21 protein-coding genes and 3 pseudogenes are annotated in these 22,958 nt (G+C 60.1%); 19 read left to right on the top strand and 5 right to left on the bottom strand.

Annotated features, from left to right (window positions below; all coding sequences use genetic code 11):
- Positions 1 to 109: 109 nt before the first annotated feature.
- The 5 genes and pseudogenes from HB777_39330 to HB777_39310 all read left to right on the top strand — a co-directional run bounded on the left by HB777_39330 (position 110) and on the right by HB777_39310 (position 5,278).
- A complete protein-coding gene (locus tag HB777_39330) occupies positions 110 to 1,375 on the top strand; it encodes a tyrosine-type recombinase/integrase (GenBank protein QND69631.1) in 1,266 nt (421 codons plus the stop codon).
- Complete coding sequence (locus HB777_39325) at positions 1,372 to 2,361, top strand: tyrosine-type recombinase/integrase (GenBank protein QND69630.1); 990 nt, start codon at positions 1,372 to 1,374, stop codon at positions 2,359 to 2,361. Before HB777_39330 ends, HB777_39325 begins: the two co-directional genes overlap by 4 nt.
- Positions 2,345 to 3,362, top strand: a pseudogene (locus tag HB777_39320) (tyrosine-type recombinase/integrase). The gene HB777_39325 and the pseudogene HB777_39320 overlap by 17 nt, the downstream one beginning before the upstream one ends.
- 13 nt (positions 3,363 to 3,375) lie before the next feature.
- A pseudogene (locus HB777_39315) lies at positions 3,376 to 4,533 on the top strand (IS21 family transposase).
- A complete protein-coding gene (locus HB777_39310) occupies positions 4,511 to 5,278 on the top strand; it encodes an ATP-binding protein (GenBank protein QND69629.1) in 768 nt (255 codons plus the stop codon). Before HB777_39315 ends, HB777_39310 begins: the two are co-directional and overlap by 23 nt.
- 302 nt (positions 5,279 to 5,580) lie before the next feature.
- Here the strand turns inward: HB777_39310 and HB777_39305 are convergent, their stop codons facing one another.
- Positions 5,581 to 5,970, bottom strand: a complete 390-nt coding sequence (locus HB777_39305; protein ID QND69628.1) for a hypothetical protein — start codon at positions 5,968 to 5,970, stop codon at positions 5,581 to 5,583.
- A gap of 622 nt (positions 5,971 to 6,592) precedes the next feature.
- Between HB777_39305 and queC the strand changes: the two genes are divergently transcribed.
- The 7 genes and pseudogenes from queC to HB777_39270 all read left to right on the top strand — a co-directional run bounded on the left by queC (position 6,593) and on the right by HB777_39270 (position 11,975).
- A complete protein-coding gene (queC, locus tag HB777_39300; protein QND69627.1) occupies positions 6,593 to 7,291 on the top strand; it encodes a 7-cyano-7-deazaguanine synthase QueC in 699 nt (232 codons plus the stop codon).
- Positions 7,291 to 7,647: a 6-carboxytetrahydropterin synthase QueD gene (gene queD / locus HB777_39295; GenBank protein QND69626.1), complete on the top strand. Its 357-nt coding sequence runs from the start codon at positions 7,291 to 7,293 to the stop codon at positions 7,645 to 7,647. The genes queC and queD overlap by 1 nt, the downstream gene beginning before the upstream one ends.
- Entirely contained in the window at positions 7,644 to 8,378 is a 735-nt protein-coding gene (gene queE / locus HB777_39290) for a 7-carboxy-7-deazaguanine synthase QueE (GenBank protein QND69625.1), read from the top strand. Before queD ends, queE begins: the two co-directional genes overlap by 4 nt.
- A 778-nt stretch (positions 8,379 to 9,156) precedes the next feature.
- Positions 9,157 to 10,563 (top strand): dicarboxylate/amino acid:cation symporter, encoded by a 1,407-nt coding sequence (locus HB777_39285; GenBank protein QND69624.1) that lies wholly within the window; start codon positions 9,157 to 9,159, stop codon positions 10,561 to 10,563.
- 150 nt (positions 10,564 to 10,713) lie between these two features.
- Positions 10,714 to 11,403, top strand: a complete 690-nt coding sequence (locus HB777_39280; protein ID QND69623.1) for a DsbA family protein — start codon at positions 10,714 to 10,716, stop codon at positions 11,401 to 11,403.
- A 21-nt stretch (positions 11,404 to 11,424) separates the two neighbouring features.
- The gene (locus tag HB777_39275; protein QND69768.1) at positions 11,425 to 11,865 is read left to right on the top strand and encodes a hypothetical protein; all 441 of its coding nucleotides are present in this window, start codon (positions 11,425 to 11,427) and stop codon (positions 11,863 to 11,865) included.
- A pseudogene (locus HB777_39270) lies at positions 11,793 to 11,975 on the top strand (replication initiation protein RepC). The gene HB777_39275 and the pseudogene HB777_39270 overlap by 73 nt, the downstream one beginning before the upstream one ends.
- 203 nt (positions 11,976 to 12,178) lie before the next feature.
- On the opposite strand, the gene HB777_39265 reads toward HB777_39270, so the two are convergent.
- Positions 12,179 to 12,388 (bottom strand): hypothetical protein, encoded by a 210-nt coding sequence (locus HB777_39265; GenBank protein QND69622.1) that lies wholly within the window; start codon positions 12,386 to 12,388, stop codon positions 12,179 to 12,181.
- Positions 12,389 to 13,163: 775 nt separating this feature from the next.
- Positions 13,164 to 14,048, bottom strand: a complete 885-nt coding sequence (locus tag HB777_39260; GenBank protein ID QND69621.1) for an IS1 family transposase — start codon at positions 14,046 to 14,048, stop codon at positions 13,164 to 13,166.
- 124 nt (positions 14,049 to 14,172) lie between these two features.
- Here HB777_39260 and HB777_39255 point away from each other — a divergent pair, with 124 nt between their 5' ends.
- Both HB777_39255 and HB777_39250 read left to right on the top strand, forming a co-directional pair.
- Positions 14,173 to 15,276 (top strand): helix-turn-helix domain-containing protein, encoded by a 1,104-nt coding sequence (locus tag HB777_39255; GenBank protein ID QND69620.1) that lies wholly within the window; start codon positions 14,173 to 14,175, stop codon positions 15,274 to 15,276.
- A gap of 12 nt (positions 15,277 to 15,288) precedes the next feature.
- Positions 15,289 to 15,768, top strand: a complete 480-nt coding sequence (locus HB777_39250; protein QND69619.1) for a hypothetical protein — start codon at positions 15,289 to 15,291, stop codon at positions 15,766 to 15,768.
- On the opposite strand, the gene HB777_39245 is transcribed toward HB777_39250, so the two are convergent.
- Positions 15,765 to 15,974, bottom strand: coding sequence for a histone H1 (locus tag HB777_39245; GenBank protein QND69618.1), 210 nt, complete (start codon positions 15,972 to 15,974; stop codon positions 15,765 to 15,767). The genes HB777_39250 and HB777_39245 overlap by 4 nt on opposite strands.
- A gap of 526 nt (positions 15,975 to 16,500) precedes the next feature.
- Positions 16,501 to 17,850: an oxygen-independent coproporphyrinogen III oxidase gene (gene hemN / locus HB777_39240; GenBank protein ID QND69767.1), complete on the bottom strand. Its 1,350-nt coding sequence runs from the start codon at positions 17,848 to 17,850 to the stop codon at positions 16,501 to 16,503.
- A gap of 157 nt (positions 17,851 to 18,007) precedes the next feature.
- Between hemN and HB777_39235 the strand changes: the two genes are divergently transcribed.
- The 5 genes from HB777_39235 to ccoP all read left to right on the top strand — a co-directional run bounded on the left by HB777_39235 (position 18,008) and on the right by ccoP (position 22,802).
- A complete protein-coding gene (locus tag HB777_39235; protein ID QND69617.1) occupies positions 18,008 to 18,754 on the top strand; it encodes a Crp/Fnr family transcriptional regulator in 747 nt (248 codons plus the stop codon).
- 667 nt (positions 18,755 to 19,421) lie between these two features.
- Positions 19,422 to 21,053 carry a cytochrome-c oxidase, cbb3-type subunit I gene (gene ccoN / locus HB777_39230; protein QND69616.1) on the top strand — a complete coding sequence of 544 codons (1,632 nt, stop codon included), beginning with the start codon at positions 19,422 to 19,424 and terminating at the stop codon, positions 21,051 to 21,053.
- Positions 21,044 to 21,775, top strand: coding sequence for a cytochrome-c oxidase, cbb3-type subunit II (ccoO, locus tag HB777_39225; GenBank protein QND69615.1), 732 nt, complete (start codon positions 21,044 to 21,046; stop codon positions 21,773 to 21,775). Before ccoN ends, ccoO begins: the two co-directional genes overlap by 10 nt.
- An 11-nt stretch (positions 21,776 to 21,786) precedes the next feature.
- Complete coding sequence (locus HB777_39220; GenBank protein QND69614.1) at positions 21,787 to 21,936, top strand: cbb3-type cytochrome c oxidase subunit 3; 150 nt, start codon at positions 21,787 to 21,789, stop codon at positions 21,934 to 21,936.
- Positions 21,937 to 21,938: 2 nt separating this feature from the next.
- On the top strand, positions 21,939 to 22,802 hold the full coding sequence (ccoP, locus tag HB777_39215) for a cytochrome-c oxidase, cbb3-type subunit III (protein ID QND69613.1): 864 nt from the start codon (positions 21,939 to 21,941) through the stop codon (positions 22,800 to 22,802).
- Positions 22,803 to 22,958: the final 156 nt, after the last annotated feature.

The raw sequence follows: 22,958 nt of genomic DNA, 5'->3' as shown, positions 1-22,958 counted from the left end.
CCGCCGACAAGACGTTGCTTTTGAACAGTATTGTCGACCTGCACGACACATAGCGTGAAGGAAGCCCAGAGCGCATCTTCTGTTTCCCGAAACTGGAATGGAGGTTGCCATGTTGGAACGCTTTTTCGTCAAGCCGCAGACGGTCGATCGGATCAAGGATTGCTGGCTTGGACCGCAAATCGAGCTCTATGTGACCGCACTGTGTGAGCGGGGATATGCCGCCCGCACCATCTATCGGCGGGTTCCGATATTGACGGCGTTCGCGGATTTCACCGCGATCCGCAGCATCGAGAAGATCGAGCAGGCGGAAGCCCTCATTGATGCATTCGTTGCCGACTGGCTATCCGCTCGGCGCGCGGGCCGATCCGCTGATGCATGTCGACGCGACCGCAACCTCGCTCGTGTTACTGTGCGGCATTTCTTCAGCCTGGCCATATCGAAGTCCGAGTACCACCCTGACAGGACTGCACTGGACAACCCATTCGCAAGGCGGGTGCCCGGCTTCTTCGATTATCTCAGTGACGAGCGCGGCCTGCGCCCCGGTTCCCTTCGTCACTACCGGCACTATCTGCGCCGATTCGAAGTGTATCTCGACCAGATTGGATGCTACGACCTTGGAGCACTGTCATTGCCCGTGGTCACGGGATACGTCACCACGATGGCCCAACAGTTCGGGCCAAGGTCGATGATCAACCTGGCTGGCACGCTGCGGGTTTTCCTGCGATTCGCACACAGAGAGGGTGTTCTGCCGCGGGACATCAGCAAGCTGGTCGAGATACCCCAGCATTATCGGCTGGCTGACATCCCCCGATCGATCAGCTGGGATTCCGTCCAGAAGATGCTCGACCAGGTCGATCGCCGCACCGTCGTTGGCCGACGCGATTACGCCATGCTGTTGCTGATGATCTCATATGGCCTGCGCGCCCGCGAGGTCGCGATGTTGACGCTCGACGACCTCGATTGGAAGCGAGACCGGCTGCATGTGCGCGAGCGCAAGGCCGAGCACAGCACGACCTATCCGCTGGCGCCCGTGGTCGGCGAAGCGATCGTAGACTATCTCAAGAACGGGCGCCCCGAGGTGCCAGGCCGGCAGCTTTTCTGGCGCCATCTGGCCCCACGATCGCCGCTGACACAGTCAGCGGTGTCGTGCATGGCCACTAAATATTTGCATAGAGCAGGCATCCCTGTATCTCGCCCTGGTTCCCATACGCTCCGACATGCGTGCGTTCAACGGTTGGTGGATAGTGGCTTTCCGCTCAAGACCATCGGCGATTATGTCGGGCATCGCGCTGCCTCCTCGACCATGATTTACGCGAAGGTCCAGGTCGATGGCTTGCGTGAAGTAGCTCTGGGTGACGGGGAGGATCTGCAATGAGCCCGCGTCTTCCCGAGCCCTCAAGCCCGATCGCGCGCCATATCGTCGCTTTCGTTCGCCACAAGCGCGCGCTCAACCGGCGCTACGACGTCGAAGACAAGGTCCTGCGGATGCTCGACGGCTATCTGAACGTTCAAGGGGTGACGAGCATGACCGAGATCACGCCGGCGCTCCTCGATGCTTTTTTCCTGAGCCGTCCGCGCTCGCGGCCGAGAAGCTTCAACCATCTTATCGGCGTCGTCGGCCGGCTGTTCGAGTGGATGGTCGAACATGACGTTATCGATCGCTCTCCTGTGACGATGAAGCCACGCCGGCGAGGTAATCCAAGACCTCCCTGCATCCTGGATCTGCGGACCGCTCAACAGCTCATCAATCGCGCCGCCGAGCTGCCGGATCAGAACAACGCCCCGCTTCGCGGTCCCGCCTATGCCACCATCTTCAGCCTACTGTTCGGGCTTGGTCTGCGCGTAGGCGAAGTTGCGCGCCTGCGCTGGCGGGATGTCGATCAGGGTCGTAACGTCCTAACTATCCGTGAGACGAAGTTTTCCAAGTCGAGGCTCATTCCCATCGGGCCGCACCTGGCGCAGCGCCTCTATGCGTTCATGGCATTGCGATCACAGCACCTGGTTGCGGTGACTGCCGACACACCGTTGTTCTCTTTCCTGCGAGGTCGGCCTGTGAACCCGGGCACGATCAGTATCATTTTCCGCTCGCTGGCCGATCAACTGGACATAGCGATCCCGCCAGGAGGAACTCCGGCTCACGTACATGATCTTCGGCATAGCTTTGCCGTCGGGCGACTTCTGCGATGGTATCGCGACGGAAGCAATGCCAACGACAAGCTGGTCAAGCTGTCGACTTTCATGGGGCACGTCGATCCCGCCTCCACCGCGGTCTACCTCACCATTACCGCCGATCTATTGGAAGCCGCCGGTCAGCGCTTCGAGCGCTTTGCTGCGCCGCTATCGCGTGGAGGTCGGCCATGAAGACCGTCGGCAGTCTCATTTACCAGTTTTTTGAACACCATCTCAAAGCCGAGAAAGGTCTGGCGCCGACCTCGATCCGGAGCTATCGCGATGGGATCCGACTGTTCCTTCTCTTCCTGGCCACGAAGAACCGACGTCCCATCAGCAAGCTCGAATTGACCGATCTCAACGCCGACAATGTGCGGGCCTTTCTCGCCCATCTTGAAGCCGAGCGCGGCAACAACATCCGATCACGGAATCACCGGCTCGCAATGTTGCATGGTTTCTTTGCTTATGCCGCGGGCCAGGAACCAATGGTGCTGCCGGAGGCCGAACGCGTCGCCGCCATTCCGAGGAAGCGTACGCAGCCAGCGGCCACTTATTACATCGAGCGCGACGAGGTCGAACGACTCTTTGACGGACTGCCGCGCGACGGGAAGTTGGCCACCCGTGACAAGGCGCTGCTCATGTTCATGTACAATACCGGAGCTCGCGCAACAGAAGTCATCGGACTGACCGTCAATCAGTTGGCTTTGACCTCCTCGCCGCGGGTGAACCTGCACGGCAAAGGCGACAAATGGCGGGCCTGCCCACTGTGGCCCGAGACCGCCCACCTGCTTGGCAAGATGCTGCGTGACCGACGCCAGCCGGCCACGCCGGAAAGTTCGGTCTTCCTCAATAACGTCGGCAAACCGCTGACGCGATTCGGCCTGTACAAGCTCGTCCGGCGTCATGGTTCGGACATTCGCATCGGTAACGGGCAGAGGTCCATTTCTCCGCACGTCTGGAGACACACGACAGCCGTCCATTTACTCGAATCCGGTGTCGACGTGAACGTCATAAGAGGTTGGCTTGGCCACGTCAGCCTGGATACGACCAACCGATATGCCGAGATCAACATCAAGATGAAGCAGGAGGCGCTTGAGGCTTGCCAAGTGCCTTCAACTTCTTCGGTGGGACCGCCCCGAAGACCAGTCTGGCAAAGCGAGCCAAAACTTCTCGAATGGCTCGCCGGCCTCTAATCGTTATGTGCCCCGCCGTCGGCGAGAACACTGGATCAGCAGGCGGCAGGGCACATAACCGCGCGGGACACAAAAGCTCGACAACCTTAAGGAAGGCGTCCTCAAGCCCGATCTATACGAGCCCGAGCTCAATCCGATCTACAGTGCGATGCTGGCTCATTACGGCGTCGTCGCCGATCCGGCCCGCGTGGCGGACCCCAATCGAAAGGGGAGCGTCGAGAATGCGATTCAACATACCCAGGGGACCGCGCTGGCCGGACGGCGCTTCGAGACGCTGGAAGCCCAGAACGAGTTCTTGAGGCACTGGGAGGAGAACTGGGCTTCCAAGCGCATCCACGGCAGCACTCGCCGTCAGGTCGAGGCCATGTTCCAGGAAGAGAAGCCGCACCTGCGGCCGCTGCCTGTCGCACCCTTCCGCATCTTCACTGAAGTCGTTCGGACCGTCTGCGACGACACCACCGTACGCGTCGACAGCAGCTATTACGCCGCGCGGCCCGCGGCCATCGGCAGTCTGGTCGTCGTGCGCATCTACACTTCCACGATCGAGATCCGTGATCGCCACACCCATGCGCTGCTGCGGATTCATCCCCGGATGACGCACCCCGGTTCTGTCGTCCTGCCGATCAACGAACGGCCGTTCAATCCGTCACGGCAAACCGCCGTGCTGCTGGCGAACGCCGGTCGCATCGGCCCACAAACCAAGGCCCTGTGCCAACACATGTTCGATGCCGAGGGACGCCCCGGACAGCGCGCGATGTGGGGCATTGTCGGGCTGAGCCGGAAGTATCCGACACGGATGGTCGAGCAGGCCTGTGCTCATGCCATCAGCAACCGCATCTACCGTTACAAGCACGTACGCGCGACTGTCGAGCGGCTGTTTGAGCAGGCGCTCCAACAGGTTGAAGAAGTCCCACAGCCGGCATCGCAGCTCACCCAGGATCATCCACTGATCCGCGCCCCCGCCGAATATGGCGACCTCTTCAGCCGTGCTGTGCGACACGATGCCGGCAACAATGGCCGGCAGGCCGGGGCTGACGACGACCGCGCCTCTCCACCCCGCACTCGTGGCGCCTGCGCAACCCCGACCAGCTTCGCCGCCACGAGCGCTCCCGCTACCCCTTCTCACCTCAAACTGGAGACCCAACCCCATGATGACCATACCCGAAATTGAACGCTGCCTGCGACAGCTGCGCCTGTCGGGCGTCCGCGACACGCTGCAGACGCGCGTGCTGCAGGCGCAGGGCGCAAACCAACCCTTCCTCGAGACCTTCTCCCTGATCCTGCAGGACGAACTGGATCGTCGCCAATCCCGCCTTATCGAGCGGCGATATCAGCAATCCGGGCTCGATGAAAAACTGACGCTCGCCGAATTCGACTGGTCCTTCAATCCCAAATTGCCGCGCCAAACTTGCTTCCAGCTCCACACCTTGGCGTTCGTCGCCGCCGGCGAGAACGCGATGCTGGTTGGCAAACCGGGCACCGGGAAATCCCACATCGCCAAGGCGATTGCCTATCAGGCGATCCTGCACAGCCACAAGGTCCAGTATCTCGAGACCGATGACTTCTTCCACCGCCACGCTCTGAACGCCCCCGCGCAACGCGAGGCCCGGATGCGAACAATCATCGACTGCGATCTCCTCGTGCTCGACGATCTGTTCCTCGCACGCGCCATCCCCGACGACGCCGGCGCATGGCTGCAGACCCTGATCCATCAGCGCTACAAACTGCGCCGCAGCGTCATCGTCACCTCCAATCGGGTCGTGCAGGACTGGGGGACATATCTGCGAGACAACACCATGAGCACGACGATACTCGATCGGCTGATGCATCATTGCCATCTGCTTGAGTTCGATGGACGCAGCTATCGCCTCAAAGAGGCCGCTGAAGCCCTTGCTCGGGAAACAAAGTCAAACTAACAAGTCCACTTCTGTCCTGTCTTGCGGGTGGGGGATTTTGACTGACCCTACCCGGGGGAATTTGAAGTGACCCGCGGGGCATTTGCGATCTCGTGTCGGTGAGAGCACCGGAAGCACCTCCCTGCTTGAAAAGGGCAGGGCAGCTTGCGTCGCCGCTGTTGGTGCCTTCCTTGGCTCGGAATCGGGACATTCGACTTTACAAAAAAATAGGCCGCCGGAGCCGTTTTCGAGCACGACAATCATGCCGGCAGTGCCGGCAACGATGCCGCATGCAAAAATCCACAGATGGTTCTAGCCAAATGCTAGCTGCCCAGCATATGTCCGGCATTTCGCAAGGCCCCTAGGAAGAGACTGGCATGGCCGTTGGCATCGATCTTGGCCTGCATCGACAAAGGCATGCTGTTCCAGTTTTCCAATGGCGCAATGAAATGTGAGAAAGTACCATTGACGATGCAATGGTGGGTAACAAGGCCCTGTCTGTCCAACGCCAGCACGCCGGTTTGGTCGCCCTGATATCGGATGGCTGCGACCCGCTGGACCTCCGCGTCACCGTCGACGCGCACGTCGAAAAGCAGGATACCGCGGCTCCTGGTGGCTATCTCCGCGGCCTTTTCAGCGAAGCTTAAGGAGAGAGAGCGGACGCTTTCGACCGCCATCTGGAAAACCATCAAATCCAGTTCATCCACAGCCATAAGGTAACTGCGCGCAACACAGGGGTCATTGCAATCGACGCACACGGCTTGTTCACAGATGTCGGCTCACGACCGATCATTTAGTTTGGGTTTGCCGGTCGGCCACTGACCGAGGGAGTGCTCCGGTTCGAACCGATCCTGAAGCGGAATGCGCGGGATCTACGGAACCCGAAGAGCCGGCCAGCCAAGTTGCCGCGACAATTGATGTCGATCATTCCAGACATCTGCATTTCGGCGCGGCTGCGAAAAAATCCCACCTGGTAAATCCGTTCTTTGCGGCAAGCCCATCCTCGGGCCGTCTTGTACATGAAACCCTCGCGTGGCGTCCCTCGAAGCTCGGCACCGCCAGGCGCTTGATCGAAGCGTCGAAAACCCTGTTTTCCGAAGATCCGGGACGTCCTTCAGAGCATATTCTGGTACGCTCGCCTTTGAACATCCACTGAAGCGTCCGTTTCTAGTCCGTGTTCCATGTAGGCTCACCGCCTGAGCGCGCCTTGCACACAGCGGCACGTCCGCGCATGAAACTTGTCCCCCGTTCACTTCACAAAATGGATTTCCTGAAGTACTGGGAGCGCAGAGAAATCTCCGGTCGCAGCCTACCCGGTTAAAACAAGGACCTAACATGAAAACTCTCGTCGTCTGCTCCGGCGGATTGGACTCCGTTACTCTTGCTCACAAGGTGGCAGCGGAGTACGAGCTCGCCGGCCTCCTATCTTTCGATTACGGCCAACGGCACCGGAAGGAATTGGGATTCGCCGCCCTTTGCGCTGAACGACTGAACGTCCCGCATCGCAGCATCGACATCCGCCAAATCGGCCGCGGCCTTTCCGGCTCCGCGCTGACCGACGGTGTGGATGTGCCGGATGGGCACTACGCCGAAGACACGATGAAGGTCACGGTGGTGCCGAACCGGAACGCCATCATGTTGGCCACCGCCTTCGGTCTCGCCGCCGCACACAAGGTCGAAGCGGTGGCGACTGCCGTGCACGGTGGGGATCATTTCATTTATCCCGACTGCCGTCCGGCCTTCCTCGACGCTTTCCAGATGATGCAAGACCGCGCGCTCGACGGCTACGCGAAGGTTCGCCTTTATGCGCCCTATGTGAATCTCACGAAGGCGGACATCGTTAGGGATGGAGCAACATACGGCACGCCATTTGCACAGACCTGGTCCTGCTACAAGGGCGCCGAGCGTCACTGCGGGAGGTGCGGGACCTGCGTCGAGCGGCGCGAGGCGTTTCATCTCTCTGGGCACCTGGACCCCACCGACTACGAGGACTCCGACTTCTGGCTCGATGCGCTGCGAAGGAGGACCGCATAATGTTCCGCATCACCAAGGAGTTCCACTTCTCGGCCTCGCATCAGCTCACCTCGTTGCCGCCCGATCACCAATGCGCGCGCCTGCACGGGCATAACTACATCGTCGAAGTGGAGCTTTCAGCGAATGGACTGAACGACAACGGTTTCGTGCGCGACTATCACGATTTGGCGCCATTCAAACGCTATATCGACGAGAGCTTCGACCACCGACATCTCAACGACGTGCTCGGACATGAGCAAGTCACCGCGGAATGCCTGGCCAGACATTTTTATCTATGGTGCAAGGCACGCCTGCCCGAAACCTCGGCCGTGCGGGTGAGCGAAACGCCGAAAACCTGGGCGGAATACCGGCCATGACCGATACGCATCCCGCAATCCGCGTGAGCGAGATTTTCGGGCCGACGATCCAGGGCGAGGGCGTGCTCATCGGTTTGCCGACGGTCTTCATCAGAACCGGCGGGTGTGACTATCGCTGTTCCTGGTGCGACAGTCTCCATGCGGTGGACAATCAATTCCGCCATGAATGGGAGATGATGCCAATCGACGCGGTATGGCAAACCGTCGTTACGCTTTCCGGTGGCCGGCCAGTGATGGTGTCGCTGTCAGGCGGCAATCCGGCCATTCAGCCGTTTCGTGCGCTCATCGAGCGAGGCCATGGTGAAGGTTACCGTTTTGCGCTCGAGACCCAAGGTTCGGTGGTCAGGGACTGGTTTGCCGACCTTGACGTGCTGGTCCTCAGCCCTAAGCCGCCTTCAAGCGAAATGAGGACCGATTGGGCCACTCTGGAGGCGTGCGTCGATGCGGCGCAGGAGAAGCCGCAGATCGTGCTCAAGCTCGTTGTTTTCGACGAGAGCGACTACGCCTACGCGAAAGGCGCCGCGGAGCGATTTCCGCGCCTTCCGGTTTACCTGCAACCCGGCAATCACACGCCGCCCCGTCCTGGCAACGAAGACGCGTCTGTCGATCTGGACGGAATAATGAAACGCATGGAGTGGCTGGTTGAAAAGGTAACCGGCGACAGGTGGTTCGACGCCCGCGTGCTGCCGCAGCTGCACGTTCTGCTGTGGGGCAACAAGAGGGCCGTCTAGCCTGCGTCTTTCGCACTGGAACTGCGTCTGCGGATCTTCGGTTAGCCGGGTCGGCCCCCATTGACGGCGTTGTCGGGGTACTTGCGGACTTATGATACCGGCACAAAGAGCGTGGCCAGCCGAGTTTGATCCGACTTTGATGCGGCATCCTTGTGGTCCGAATTCAGGGATGCGCGATGGGCCAGATTGTGCATGGGAGCATCACGACGACAGAGGTGATCCATCGAGCAATACATCATGGTCAAGACGGCCTGAGGACGCGGGCCGACGCCACGGCACAAATCACAAGACCGTTGGCAACCTGGCGCGAGAACTCCATGTCGTCGGTCGTGGACCTGCAAGCGGTGATGACAACCACTGCGCCCACCCAAAGGTTGGCGCGGCGCTACCGCGGTGCGGCGGCAGCACAGCGATCGCGCGCCAGGAGCGCAGCCTTGGGGCCTATGTCGCGACACGGCCGGTCGACTTCCGTCATTTTGTGGAGCGCCAGACTATACGGGGTCGCAGCAGCAATCGCTTGGCCGCTGCCAGGCTGCCTGTAACGCCCAGAGCGACCTCCAATCCCCGACACTCGGCCCTTCTCTCGATAAGGTCACGCGCCAGCGGCGTCTGCAGAAATCCGCACAAGCACGGCGTGAGGTCCGGCGCGTGTCTCGCGCCGCCGCAATTTGGCACGGCGCGTGCGACCGACATGGCAGTGGCGTTCGACCGGAGTGCCGCGATGCGAGAAGCCTGGGATGGGACGAAGCGCCCGGCCCCTATCCGGTTGGGGAGAGAAATGGTGTTAGCTCCACATGTCCGCAGCGCGGACGCGGCGCCTCGCAAGGCCTTCTACGCCAAGTCCTATGTGCAGGTGCTTGCCGCCATCGCCCTCGGTGTCGCACTCGGCTATTTCTATCCGGGGATCGGCGAAAGCGCGAAGCCGCTCGGTGATGCCTTCATCAAGCTTGTCAAGATGATCATCGCGCCTGTCATCTTCCTGACAATTGCGACCGGCATCGTCGGCATGAACGATCTCCAGAAGGTCGGCCGAGTTGCCGGCAAGGCGATGGTCCATTTCCTCACCTTCTCGAGGCTCGCACTTATCGTCGGCCTTGTCGTCGCCAATGTCGTTCAGCCGGGCGCCGGCCTCAACATCGATCCGGCCTCGCTCGACGTCCAGGCCGTGAATACCTATGCCGCGAAGGCCCACGAGCAGTCCGTCACCGGCTTCCTGATGAACATCATCCCGTCGCCGATCGTCGGCGCCTTCGCGCAAGGCGACATCCTGCAGGTCCTGTTCTTCTCGGTTCTGTTCGGCATCGCCCTGGCCACGGTAGGAGAGACGGGCAAGCCTGTCGTTTGCTTCCTTCAGGCACTGATCGCCCCCATTTTCAAGCTCGTCAGCCTGCTGATGAAGGCCGCCCCGATCGGGGCTTTCGGCGCGATGGCCTTCACCACCGGCAAATATGGCATCGGGTCGATCGTTGACCTCGCGATGCTGGTCGGGACGTTCTATTTCACCGCCTTCCTTTTCGTGTTCGGCGTTCTCGGCGCGGTCTGCCGTTACAACGGGTTCTCGATCTTTTCTCTCATTCGCTACATCAAGGAAAAGCTGCTGCTTGTCCTGGCAACGTCCTCCTCGGAGGCCGCGCTGCCCTCGATCATGGAGAAGATGGAGAAGGCCGGCGCCAAGCGTTCCGTCGTGGGACTAGCCGTCCCGACCGGATATCCCTTCAACCTGGACGGCACCAATATCCACATGACGCTGGCGGCCCTCTTCATCGCCCAGGCGACGAACTTCGATCTCTCGATTGGCGATCGGATCCTGCTGCTTCTCGTCGCCATGCTCCCTTCGAAAGGAGCAACTCGCATTACCGCTGCAGGCTTCGTCACTTTGGCTGCAACGCTCTTTGTCATCCCGACCGCCCCGCTCGCCGGCATGGCGCTGATCCTTGGCGTCGACCGCTTCATGTCCGAATGCCAGGCGCTGACGAATGTCGTTGGCAACGCGGTGGCTTCGCTCGTCCTCGCCCGCTGGGGGGCGAGCCGGATGAAGTTCGATCGGCAAAGGCCGTCGCGAGCGGCCCCTCGACGCTTTGAGGGTGGAGGATCGAGACGTCTGGCCCGGCGAAGGGCGGTTGCGACCGGCCAGCTCGCGCGAGCGCCGCTCAGCCATTGGGGGCAGGGCGTGAAGCCGTCCTAGAGGCATTGCCAGCTGGCATCGGCACCGAGAGAGCCCCGCAACTTCCCGTACTCCGGGAAGTGCCGGGCAAGCGATCAAAAAGCGATGCCCGGGTTTACGCCAAAGGCACCGTTGCTGCCCTGCTGTTCACTGTTAATCGGAGACCGCCCCATGTCCAAGCCAACCCCCGGCCTTGTCGTCACGATCGCTCTTTTAGCCCTCGCCCTGCTTTTTTCCGCGCTGGGGGCGCTACATCATCCTGCTGTCATAGACTACCTGCAGCAGCTCGAAGACCGACGCCAGCTCACCGCGGAATTGAAGATGCTCATTGCCGCGCGGCGCGACGCACTGTTCAATGACCCCGCTGCGCCAACCGCTGGCAATCCGGAAGGCGACGTCGCTCTGGTCACCTTCTTTGACTACAACTGCCCACCTTGCCGGAACGCAGCCCTCAATATCCAGCAAGCCATCAAGGACGATTGGAGTCTGAAGCTTGTGTTCAAAGAGTTTCCGATCCTGGGACCGGCTTCCAAATTCGCCGCGGTGGCGGCGCTCGCCTCCCACAAACAGGGAAAATACGAGGCGTTCCACCGTGCCCTCATGGGTTTCCACGACCTCGTCAACGAAAGGTCCACCTTGACCATCGCAGCAGATGTGGGCCTCGACGTTGAGCAGCTCAAGCGGGACATGGAAGACCCGGCCATCGCAGACGCCATTGCGCGCAATGGCGCGCTCGCCGGCGATCTGTACATCACCGGCACGCCGGCGTTGGTGGTCGGCGATGAAGTGATCCCTGGGATGGTCGATGTTGCCACGCTGCAACGCTCCATCGCCAATGCGCGAGCAAAGCCGGAGGGTTGAGACGGTGTTTGAAATTCCAATATCGGCATTTTGACAGCACTGGCGGCCGGTGCAATCTCGTTCCTCTCGCCATGCGTGCTGCCTGTCGTGCCGGGCTATGTCTCTTATATGGTCGGCAACCCGATGGCGCGCCAACGGCATGCCGCAGACCACCCTTCGCCGTCATCTCGCGGTTCTGGTCGAATGCGGCCTGATCATTCGCCAGGACACCCCCCAACGGCAAAAGACATGCGAGGTAGCGTCGGGGAGGCGAGATCGAGCAGGCTTTCGGCCTCGATGGGGATCCTGCTGGCCGCCTGCCCGAGCATGCGGGAACTCGCCTGCGGCGACGAAATTCGCTACCGGCGGGATTTTCTGGCCGCGGCCGAGCTTGTCCGGCCCATGTTGGGATCACCCCGAGCGCGTGGCGGGAGGCCTGCGAGGTGCAGGGCGAGCAACAGGCCGCGATCACGTTGGCCGTGATCTATCAACGCGCTGATCAGCTCAACAGCGCCGGCGGTTATTTGCGCTGCCTGACGGACCGCGCTGGGGACGGGAAATCCTCGGCCTGGCCGATGATCTTGGCGTCGCTGCTTCGGCCAAACTCGATGCCGAAAAGACGCCCGCGGAGACCGATGGGCCGCCGGATGATGGCAATCGGAGGGAAGGGCGGTTCGAGGGTCTCGGAAACGCTTGTCCCGAGCCTGCGCAGGAATCATGATGCTGGATCGATGTGTGAGCCCGCGTACCGGCCGTTTCCGTTGGCGCAGCCAGTCATGCAGGCCAAGCCGGTGGCTTATTCGTCGCCTACGAGACCGTCGAACGCCTCAAGCAGCGCCTCGACGATCGCTTGGCCGAGCGCCTGTGCCGTCTCACCCATTTGGGCTTCGTTTCTGTTGCGCGCGGCGGTGGCGAGTTCCGAACCCTCATCCGTCAGGATCGCATTGGCCCGATCGATCGCCCATTGCGCAAAATCGTCCCGGCTGTCAATGATCCTGGTTTCCATCAATGCGCGCTCCCGCGTTTACGATTTGTTTGCCCAATTCGGGCTAGGGTTGAGATGCGCGATGGGTACTGCGTTCGCGCCATAACACTTCTCGATCCTTGCAGCGAGGCCTTGACTGAGCAAGCCGTTCCGCCCCGCCCGGTCGAGGAGGTTCTTGACGGATGAGGGCGCCCATTTCCTTGCGCCGCGCGGTGCCCGTCATGAAGCCTTCGTGCTGGTTGGCGATTTCGCGCAGCGTGAGCTGTGGGGGACGAATGATTTCCGGCAACTAGCTGCATGAGGCGATGCTAGGGAACGCCGGCGGGCGCATGAGACGCCCGCGCCGAGTTCCTCGATGATCCTTTGGCAGCCGGCCACTCCCTCTGGTCGACGGGAAATGCGAGTTTGCGTCTTAGCGGCCATTTGCAGCCCTTGGGAGATCGTTTTGGGCCGGATTTCCAAGCATGGATGGTACGGCGTCTCTTGAGGTTCTGCAGACGTTGCGGTCCACCAGCGGGTAGTGGGTCAGTTTGAAATTCCAGGTCTAGGCTTGGGAACGAAGCATAAGGCGGGCAAACTTAGAAATGTAATGACCGGCTGCATAGAACCCGCATAAGAGGATCAGAGAAACGTCAGGGTAGCCGAAGTGCGTCAATCGCAACAAATCAGCTAACGCGCAAAGGCCGATCAGGGCCGCGATAGCGCGAAACGCGATCCCGAAAATTCGTAGGAAATGGAAGAAAACCCGAAACCAGATTTCTTCCGCCATTGCCCGCATTTGGCGTCCCTAACCCAATCAAGCTGCACTGAGTTTTGCGTAAGGACCGCGTTTCCGATCCGCCCGCGCTTCGTTGGCCTCAACCAGCGCCACGATGTCAGCGACCTCCCAGAGCCGATCCGATACGCCAGCGGCCATTGCCGGCGTCATGCGCAGCGAAGCATGAATGCGAACGAAATTATAGTACATGAAGTGCAGCGCGACTGCATTGGCGTGGGCTTCGACCTTCTTGGAAAAGCCATTGGTCAAGCGCGTGAAGCGGCGCATATGCATCCGCATGGTGAGGTTCTGGCGCTCGGCAAATGACGTGCTAACATGCTTGATGTCTGGGTTGCCTTCGATCCGTTCTTTCCGCGCGCCGGTGCATTCGGCTGGGCTGTAGCGGCCCTTGGCGCTGTCAGGTGAAGCGCCATAGAGCTTGATCAGCATGGCGTAGTCGATATCGCCACCGAATGCGCCTTCAACAGCCTCCAGATAAGCCCTGTGGCCATCGCTGGTCAGTTGGACGCGATTGGCAAGGCGGCGCGAAAGATCGTCCATGAAGCTCATTGCGTATTCGCTATCGCGCCCGCCGACCAGCCAAGACATGACAAGCTTGGTGTCGGCAACGATAGCCGTCCATGTCCATGTGTCGCCAGCGCCTTCCGGGGCAGCCTTGTCCATCTTGACGTTCTTCTGCTTGGCATAGGTGAACGACCAGATTTCATCGACCTGAATGCGCTTGCTGGTCAGGTTACGAAGGGCTTGGTCCTGATAGTCGGCACATACCGCGCCCGCATCCGAGAGGAGCTTCGCGATGGTGTTTTTGCTCATGCCCATGACGCGCGTGATGGCGCGGATCGATTGGCCTTCACAGAGCATATGCAAGATTTGCGAGCGGGTTTTGGTGTCGAGCTTGTTCATGAGCCGACACTACGCTTTCCCCACCGTATAGTCAAGCATAAAGGTCAGTTTAACGGAAGCGTTAACGCGATATTGACGATTCCGCCGGCATCCTGTATTTAGACCAAATCGAATGAGGCAGAGCATGACCGACTACCAAACACCTGGTGAATTCGTCAGGGCAACTATGGCAGCAAAGGGCTGGACACAAACTGACTTGGCGTTTGCGCTTGGCACTACCACCGCTGCCGTAAATCAGATTTTGAGCAACAAGCGCGGGATCAGCGCCAACATGGCGCGAGCGCTTGGAACAGCTCTGGACTGCGCCCCAGAGGCGTTTGCGCGCGTTCAGGCGGAATGGGATGTGAGAAACGCCGAACCGCCGGCCGACGATGTTGCCGCCCGTTCCCGTGTCCTCACGAAATACCCGCTTCGCGAAATGATCAAACGCGGATGGATCGATCTTGAACACGGCAAGGGTTCTGTGGAGGAACAAGTCTGTCGCTTCTTCAACGTTGATTCGATTGAGGCAGTGCCGAGCATTCGCCATTCCGCGAAGAAGACTGACTACGATGTAGACATGCCGCCATCGCAATTGGCGTGGCTCTTTCGGGTTCGTCAAATTGCATCCGAGATGCCCGTCGTCCCGTTCAGTAAAGTTGGGCTAGAGCGTGCCGTGGAGGCGATGCGCGAAAAGCGAGCCGACGAAACAGACGTGAGGTACGTGCCACGTCTCTTGAATGAAGCTGGCGTTCGTTTTGTAGTCGTAGAGAGCCTACCCGGGAGCAAAATCGATGGCGTCTGCTTTTGGCTTGATGACAGCTCTCCGGTGATCGGCATGTCCCTTCGTTTCGACAGGATCGACAATTTCTGGTTTGTCCTGATGCACGAATGCGCACACGTGCTGCACGGCCATGGTCGCGACGCCGCAATCGTCGACTCTGAACTCGACATGCTGACCTCAGTGAACGAGGAAGAGGCGATTGCAAACAGAGAGGCGGCTGCATTTTGCGTGCCCCCGGATAAGCTTCAATCATTCTTCCTTCGCAAAAAACCCTTCTTCGCTGAAATCGAAGTGATGGCATTTGCAAAGCGCGTAGGCGCGCACCCGGGCCTTGTTGTTGCCCAACTGCAGCGAATGCTCAATCGATATGATTTGCTACGCAGGCACCTTGTCACCATTCGCGATCAACTCGCCCGCGCGATGATGATGGACGGTTGGGGCGACACAATCCCCGTGGACAAATAGGAACCCCAAATAATGGCTGGTTACAAAGAACAGATGCGCACGCTTTGGCAGCGCTATCGTGACGAAGTCTCCCCTGACCCGGTGGACTTGAAGGAAGTCGCGGCGTGGGCGATCAAGAATCGGCTTTGGGCTCCCCAGCCCGCCGACCTCAACACCAGCTTTGCGCGAGACCTCGCCGATGTGTTACGGGAAGAGGTCAGGATAGATGCCAAGGGCCGGCGCTACCGGGCAAACATTCCCGTCAAAGAGCGCGGCAAGGATGGCGTGCCTCTATTCAAGTGGGCTGACATCGATGATGCCCCGTTTGTGCATGTTGAAAGGAGCGTGCAACAGGAACGCCGCTCTATTGCCAGCGACTGCTACGCATTGGCGATGAAGGTCGATCATTACAACGATGCCCATCCCGGCCAAGAGCCGATTCAGGTGCCCTTTGACTTCTCTGAAGACATTGAGGAGTTGAAGATCGCCAACGGCCTTGAGGAGGCCGCCTAGCCCTTCTTCCAGCGGGCGGCGGCGGCGACCCGCGCTATCTCGGCTCGCTGCTCTGGCGTAAGCGCTTTGGCGCGCGACACGCCGCCTTTGAGCCCACCCTTGCGGGCGCTGGCGAGCGGCTTCTTATCTTCTGTCTCACCCGTGGCGAGCGAGACAATCGACTTTGCCAATTGGTTTGCGTCGCGCGGGCGCTTAGGGGTTGGCATCAGCGTGGGTACTCCAAAACGATGACGTAGCCAGACGGCTCTGTTAATGGTCCATTCTCCGTCGAAATATCCCGCGTTGGCTGCCAGATCACGTTGATGATCCGGCTTCCCTCTTCGCCCAGGCTGTGGAGAAGCGTTCTTAGCCTTTCAACGTCGTCCGGGCATGTCGCGACGGCATATGACATGAAACCTCCCATGCTTCAGGTCAGCATATAGGAGGCCGAGCCGATATGTGAAATGCATATTGCATCCCGGCAAATTTCAAACTGACCCACTACCCACCAGCGCGATCAGGCCATTCGGCGCTAGCCCACAACTCCAGCTCCCCTAGAGACAAGAAGTTCCTCTCACCCTGTTGGAGGCGGAACATATAGTTGCTATCGCCCTTGACCTCGCGCCAGCCCGGACGCTTATGGCCAAAGACCTTCGTATCTGGTCCGCAATGCGACGGTAGCCGGTGAATGGTCAAAACGTAGCGCAATCGGTTCACGATCGATTGAAAACCGTGACCGTTCCTCTGTGGTGCTCAGACTGCCACCGAGTGCCTGGCCGTTCCACTTTCAAGATATTTGTCGAACTTCGCCGCAACGCTCCTCACGAAGGGACGGCTTTCCGCCAGCACGACGAAACTGTCGCCTTGGAGTTCAAGCAGTCGAGCAGGATCCCGAAGAGCGATTGAGCTTGCCTGAAAAAGGAGCTTTTGGCCGGCTTCCCCGAAGCTCTCCACCAGGTCGATCGCCGAGAAGGCGAAATCGCACATCAGCCGCTCGATGATCCAGCCACGGACGCGATCGTCGTCGGAAAAGGCGATGCCGCGGACGGCGGCCAGCCCGCCATTGGCGACCATACGTCCGTACTCAGCGGTCGAAGGATTGTTCTGCAGGTAGCCCTGGCGAAACCGGCTGATGGACGAAGGACCGACACCGATCAGCGTCTCGCAGCGATCCTCTGTGTAGCCTTGGAAGTTGCGATGCAGGGCCCCTGTGGAGGCCGCCACCGCCAGCGCATCGCCCGGCTTAGCGAAATGGTCGAGGCCTATTGCTTCATATCCCTTGTCCAAAATCGCCCGCGCGGCGAGTTGCGATTGCGCGAACCGCTCCGTGGGACCGGGGAGCCAGGCCTCGTCGATCATCGTCTGATGTTTCTTGAACCAGGGCACGTGAGCGTAGCCGAACAGCGCCATCCTGTCCGGTTCCAGGGTGAGCGCCTGCGCGACGGTAGAACACAGGCTCTCGCTGGTTTGATGCGGCAGGCCGTAGAGCAGATCCAGATTGACGGACTCGACGCCGCGGGAACGAACTCCATCGAGGACTGCCTTGGTCTGCAAAAAGCTTTGTTCGCGGTTGATCGCCTTTTGCACTTTCGGATCGAAATCCTGCACGCCGAGGCTCGCCCGCGTCATGCCGATTTCGGCAAGTGCATCAAGGCGTGCCTCATCCATATCGTTCGGATCGATCTCGATGCTGATTTTCGTATTTGGAACAAAATCGAAGCTGTCCCGCATGAACGCGCCTAAAGCCACCATATCCTCAGGCTTCAGCATTGTCGGCGAGCCGCCGCCGAAGTGGATTGCGCGGACGAAGACCTTGCCGCTGATAAGGGCGGCAACCGTCGCGATCTCCGCGCGTAGCGAGCGCAGATAAGCGGTCACCGGCTCATAGTGGCGCGTCTGCTTGGTATGGCACGCACAGAACCAGCAGAGTCTGTCACAATAGGGAATATGCAGGTAAAGCGATATCTCGTCACCGCCTTCGAGGGCCTCCAACCAGCCTTTCTGGACCGCCGCATCGACGCCCGGATGGAAATGCGGCGCGGTCGGGTAACTGGTGTAGCGGGGGACGTTCTCGCCAAGTCTGGCAGTTAATTCCGGTCGCATGTCGTGGTCCACCGTGTTTTGAGTCGCCGGAACTCTGGACGCGTCGAAGAGCCAAAGCCCTGATTTCGGTCAACCTCCAGCACGGACAAACTGCCGCAACGATTTTTCTACCGTCGATTGCTACCCTGCCGGCACTTGGGATCGGTAGAGCGATGGAATGACAGTACGGCAAGATATTCATAGTTCCGGCATTCCCGTTCTTTGCCTACCTTGCGAGGTACGGCACCGCGGCGTCTGCGGTGCGCTCGATCCAGACGATTTGGCGCGGCTCGCCAAGACTTCGTCGCGGCACAAGATCGAGCCGGGGGTCGAACTGATCGGCGACGCCGAGGCCGTCGACAGCTATTCAAACGTGCTTTCAGGCGTGGTGAAGCTGACGAAGAGCCTTTCGGACGGCCGCCAGCAAATCGTCGGCCTCCAATTCGCACCGGATTTTCTGGGACGGCCCTTCAAGGTGAAAAGCGCGATCAATGCGGAAGCGGCAACCGTTGTCTCGCTGTGCTCGTTTCCGAGGGCGGCCATCGAACGGATGATGAAGGAATCACCGGAACTTGAGCATCGCTTGCTCAAGCAGACGCTGAACGAACTCGACGAGGCACGCGAATGGATGGTGACTCTGGGGCGCAAGACCGCACCGGAGAAGGTGGCCAGCTTTCTCCTCATGATCGCCCGGAATATCGATTCCAGTGTTGGCCCGGCGGCCAGGTCGGCGTGCTTCGATCTGCCGCTGACGCGTGCCGAGATCTCTGATTTCCTTGGACTTACAAACGAGACTGTGAGCCGCCAGCTGACCAGACTGAGAATGGACGGCGTGATCCGGATCGAGAACAATCGCCGTGTCACGGTGGACAGCGTCAGCCGGCTGGAGCAGCGCTGCGGCGGCCGAGGCGCAACCGCCCTTTAGATGAGACCTAAGCGCGCGGGGCCGTCGCCTACTCCGACCCGCAGCAGGATTTGTTCGCGTTCGAAAGCGATGTGTGTCGCCGCAAGCCTTCGAAGAAGCCGCGCAGAATGAAACCGACGGCGTCCGCATTCTCCACCGTCTCGCCATGGCCGATCGCTAGCAGAATTCAGTCACCTCACCAGCAAAGCACTCGTCTTCGACGTGTTCGGCGCGCAACCGCCGGGTAGAAGCGAGGCTGGCGTCGCCGCCAACGACAGCGGCCTCGTAGGCGGGAAAGGCGATCGTTTCTTCATATTGATGAACGCTTGCGCAACAATGGGAGGATTGCGTTGGCCGTGCCGAGGCACTTCAGGCGATCGACGCTCGGCAGCGCATCAGCGATATTTTACTAAGCATTGCAGAGCTGCAGTTTTCCCTGTGCGCGCGCTTCATCACATCACACGGAATCGCCTCCACGCCGGCCGGCCCGCGGACGCCGGACTTGTCCATGAGCGGGGCGGCCCGTGCTGCGTTTCCTCGTTCAATCGCCACCTTCTGATCGCACCGAACTCGATGCTGCCCGAAGCAAAATCGTGCGATCTGACATGGATCAGTGCGAGCAGGCGGCGGCTGCGCAATTAATGCACTGCGGATTTGGGTCCGCCGGAATTGGAGATCGGTACTTGCGATGAAATTCGGCACAGAGATCGTCCTTCTAAGCCTGTTTGCTTTTGCGGCCCTGGTGGCTGCCGGCTTCGGCGTAGATGAACCTTTTCGCCAGCATATGTGGGTTTTGTTCTTCGCCGTGGCTGGCTTCACTGCGATCCTGTTGCGCAACACTGAGTTCACGCCAGCAGTTCCGATCCACCCCGCCGCTTACATGGATGGGCCGATACGCTACGGGGCCGTCGCAACGGTGATGTGGGGGGTCGTAGGCATGCTGGTTGGTGTGGTCATCGCGCTGCAGCTCGCCTATCCGGATCTCAACATCGAGCCCTGGTTCAATTTCGGTCGCTTGCGGCCGCTGCATACGTCGGGCGTCGTTTTTGCTTTCGGGGGCAATGCACTGCTTTGCACATCCCTGTATGTCGTGCAGCGCACCTGCCGCGCCCGGCTGTTTGGCGGCGATCTCGCCTGGTTCGTGTTCTGGGGCTATCAGCTTTTCATCGTCATGGCTGCGACAGGCTACCTGCTCGGAATCACCGAGAGCCGCGAGTATGCCGAACCCGAATGGTATGTGGACCTGTGGCTGACCATCGTCTGGGTCGCCTATCTCATCCTGTTCCTCGGCACGATCCTGAAGCGCAAGGAACCGCATATCTACGTCGCCAACTGGTTCTATCTGTCATTCATCGTGACCATCGCGATGCTGCATGTGATCAACAATCTGTCGATGCCCGTCTCGTTCTTTGGCTCAAAAAGCTATTCCGCCTTCTCCGGCGTACAGGACGCCCTGACGCAGTGGTGGTACGGCCACAATGCCGTCGGCTTCTTCCTGACCGCCGGCTTTCTCGGCATGATGTATTATTTCGTGCCCAAGCAGGCGAACCGACCGGTCTATTCCTACCGCCTGTCGATCGTCCATTTCTGGGCGCTGATCTTCCTCTATATCTGGGCTGGTCCGCATCACCTGCACTACACCGCTCTGCCCGACTGGGCGCAGACGCTTGGCATGGTGTTTTCGATCATGCTCTGGATGCCCTCCTGGGGCGGCATGATCAACGGCCTGATGACGCTGTCCGGCGCCTGGGACAAGCTGCGCACGGATCCGATCATCCGCATGATGGTGATGGCCATCGCCTTCTATGGCATGTCGACCTTCGAAGGCCCGATGATGGCGATCAAGACGGTCAACTCGCTGTCGCACTATACCGACTGGACGATCGGGCACGTCCACTCCGGCGCGCTTGGCTGGGTTGGCATGATCTCGTTCGGCGCGATCTATTTCATGGTGCCGAAGCTGTGGAATCGCGAGCGGCTCTATTCACTGCGGCTGGTCAACTGGCACTTCTGGCTGGCGACGCTCGGAATCGTCATTTACGCGGCGGTGATGTGGGTCTCCGGCGTCATGCAAGGCCTGATGTGGCGGGAATACGACGAGCAGGGCTTCCTGATCTACTCCTTCGCCGAAACCGTCGCCGCCATGCATCCCTACTACATCATGCGTGCCATCGGCGGCGCGATGTATCTGTCCGGCGCCCTTATCATGGCCTGGAACATCGCCATGACCATCTTTGGCTACCAACGCGAGGAGGATCCGATGCCGGGCTCCATCCCCGCCCTCCAGCGTGCGCGATCAGGAGCCAGAAAATGGGCTTGATGGACAAACACGCCATCATCGAGAAGAACGCCACGCTTCTTCTCGTTGGCTCCCTTCTGGTGGTGACGGTCGGCGGCATCGTCGAGATCGCGCCGCTCTTCTATCTCGACAATACGATCGAGAAGGTCGAAGGCATGCGGCCCTATTCGCCGCTCGAACTTGCTGGACGAAATATCTATGTGCGCGAGGGCTGCTACCTCTGCCACAGCCAGATGATCAGACCGTTCCGCGACGAGGTCGAGCGCTATGGGCACTACAGCCTGGCGGCCGAGTCGATGTACGATCACCCTTTCCAGTGGGGATCGAAGCGCACCGGACCGGACCTCGCCCGGGTTGGCGACCGCTACTCGAACGAATGGCACGTACAGCATCTTGCCGATCCGCGCTCGGTGGTGCCGGAATCGATCATGCCGAGCTACGAGTTCCTGAAGAATACGCCGATCGAGGTGAAAGACTTCTCGACGCATCTTATCGCAAACAGGCGTGTCGGCGTCCCTTACTCCGATGACATGATCGCAAACGCCAATGTCGATCTGATGGCGCAGGCGGATCCCAACATCGATACGTCCGGCGTTGAAGCGCGCTACCCCAAGGCCAAGCTCGGCGACTTCGACGGCAATCCGCAGCAGGTTACCGAAATGGATGCCTTGGTCGCTTACCTCCAGATGCTTGGCACATTGGTCGATTTCAAGACCTACGACGAAGCCGCCGGCTACCGCTGAGGAGTGTGATCGTGGACTACAATTTGATGCGGGAATTCGCCGACAGCTGGGGCCTGCTTGCCATGGCGCTCTTCTTCGTCGGATGCGTTGCCTTCGCGCTTCGCCCCGGCGGCCGCAGGCAAGCTGACGAAGCCGCTCGAATTCCTCTCAAGGACGATTGATCATGAGCAGCGAGCACATCGACGAGGTCTCGGGCATCTCAACGACCGGCCATGAGTGGGATGGCATCCGGGAGCTCAACAACCCACTTCCGCGCTGGTGGGTCACGACGTTTTACATCACCATTGTCTGGGCGATCGGCTACACCATCGCCTATCCGGCATGGCCAATGCTTACTTCCGCGACCAGAGGTGTGCTCGGCTATTCGAGCCGCAACCACGTCAAGAATGAACTGGCGGCCGCCGAAGCCGCCAAGGCCAAATATGTCGCAGCGGTGGAATCGAAAACCGCCTCGGAGATTGCTGCCGACGACGCATTGCGCGAGTTCGCCGTCGCTGCCGGCGGTGCGGCATTCAGGGTCAATTGCGTGCAGTGCCATGGCTCCGGCGCGCAAGGCTCCAAGGGTTTTCCAAACCTCAACGACGACGATTGGCTGTGGGGCGGCAGCGCTGAGCAGATCCAGCAGACGATCACCCACGGCATCCGCTTCGCGTCAGACCCGGATACGCGCCTGTCGGAAATGCCGGCTTTTGGCGACATCATCACGGCGGACGAGATCGCACAGGTCAGCGCTTACGTTGCCAGCCTGTCCGGCCTGGTCCGGGACGCAAGTCTGATCGAGCCCGGCGCCAAGGTTTTCGCGGAAAATTGCGTCGCCTGTCATGGCGACACAGCAAAGGGCAACAGGGAACTCGGCGCGCCCGACCTGACCGACGCCATCTGGCTCTATGGACCGGGCGAGACGGCTATTGCTGCGCAGGTCCGCGCGCCGAAGCACGGCGTCATGCCGGCCTGGATCGGGCGTCTCGGCGAGGCCAAGGTCAAAGAACTCGCAGTCTATGTCCATTCGCTTGGCGGCGGAGAATAGGAACGGAAGCCTATTCTCGGCCCTCCCCGCCAAGCGACGGGGCCCGGCTTGCGCCGGGCCTCGACACCATTCCGGCGTCCGGCGAATGACTTGCATCAACGCTGTGCAATTCGCCATGCGGCAAAGCGTGCTCAACGTGGCCATCAGCCAGAACCG

This window comes from Mesorhizobium loti (assembly GCA_014189435.1).
In the GTDB taxonomy this organism is placed as follows: Bacteria; Pseudomonadota; Alphaproteobacteria; order Rhizobiales; family Rhizobiaceae; genus Mesorhizobium; species Mesorhizobium loti_G.
This window is presented reverse-complemented; position numbering and strand designations above follow the sequence as displayed.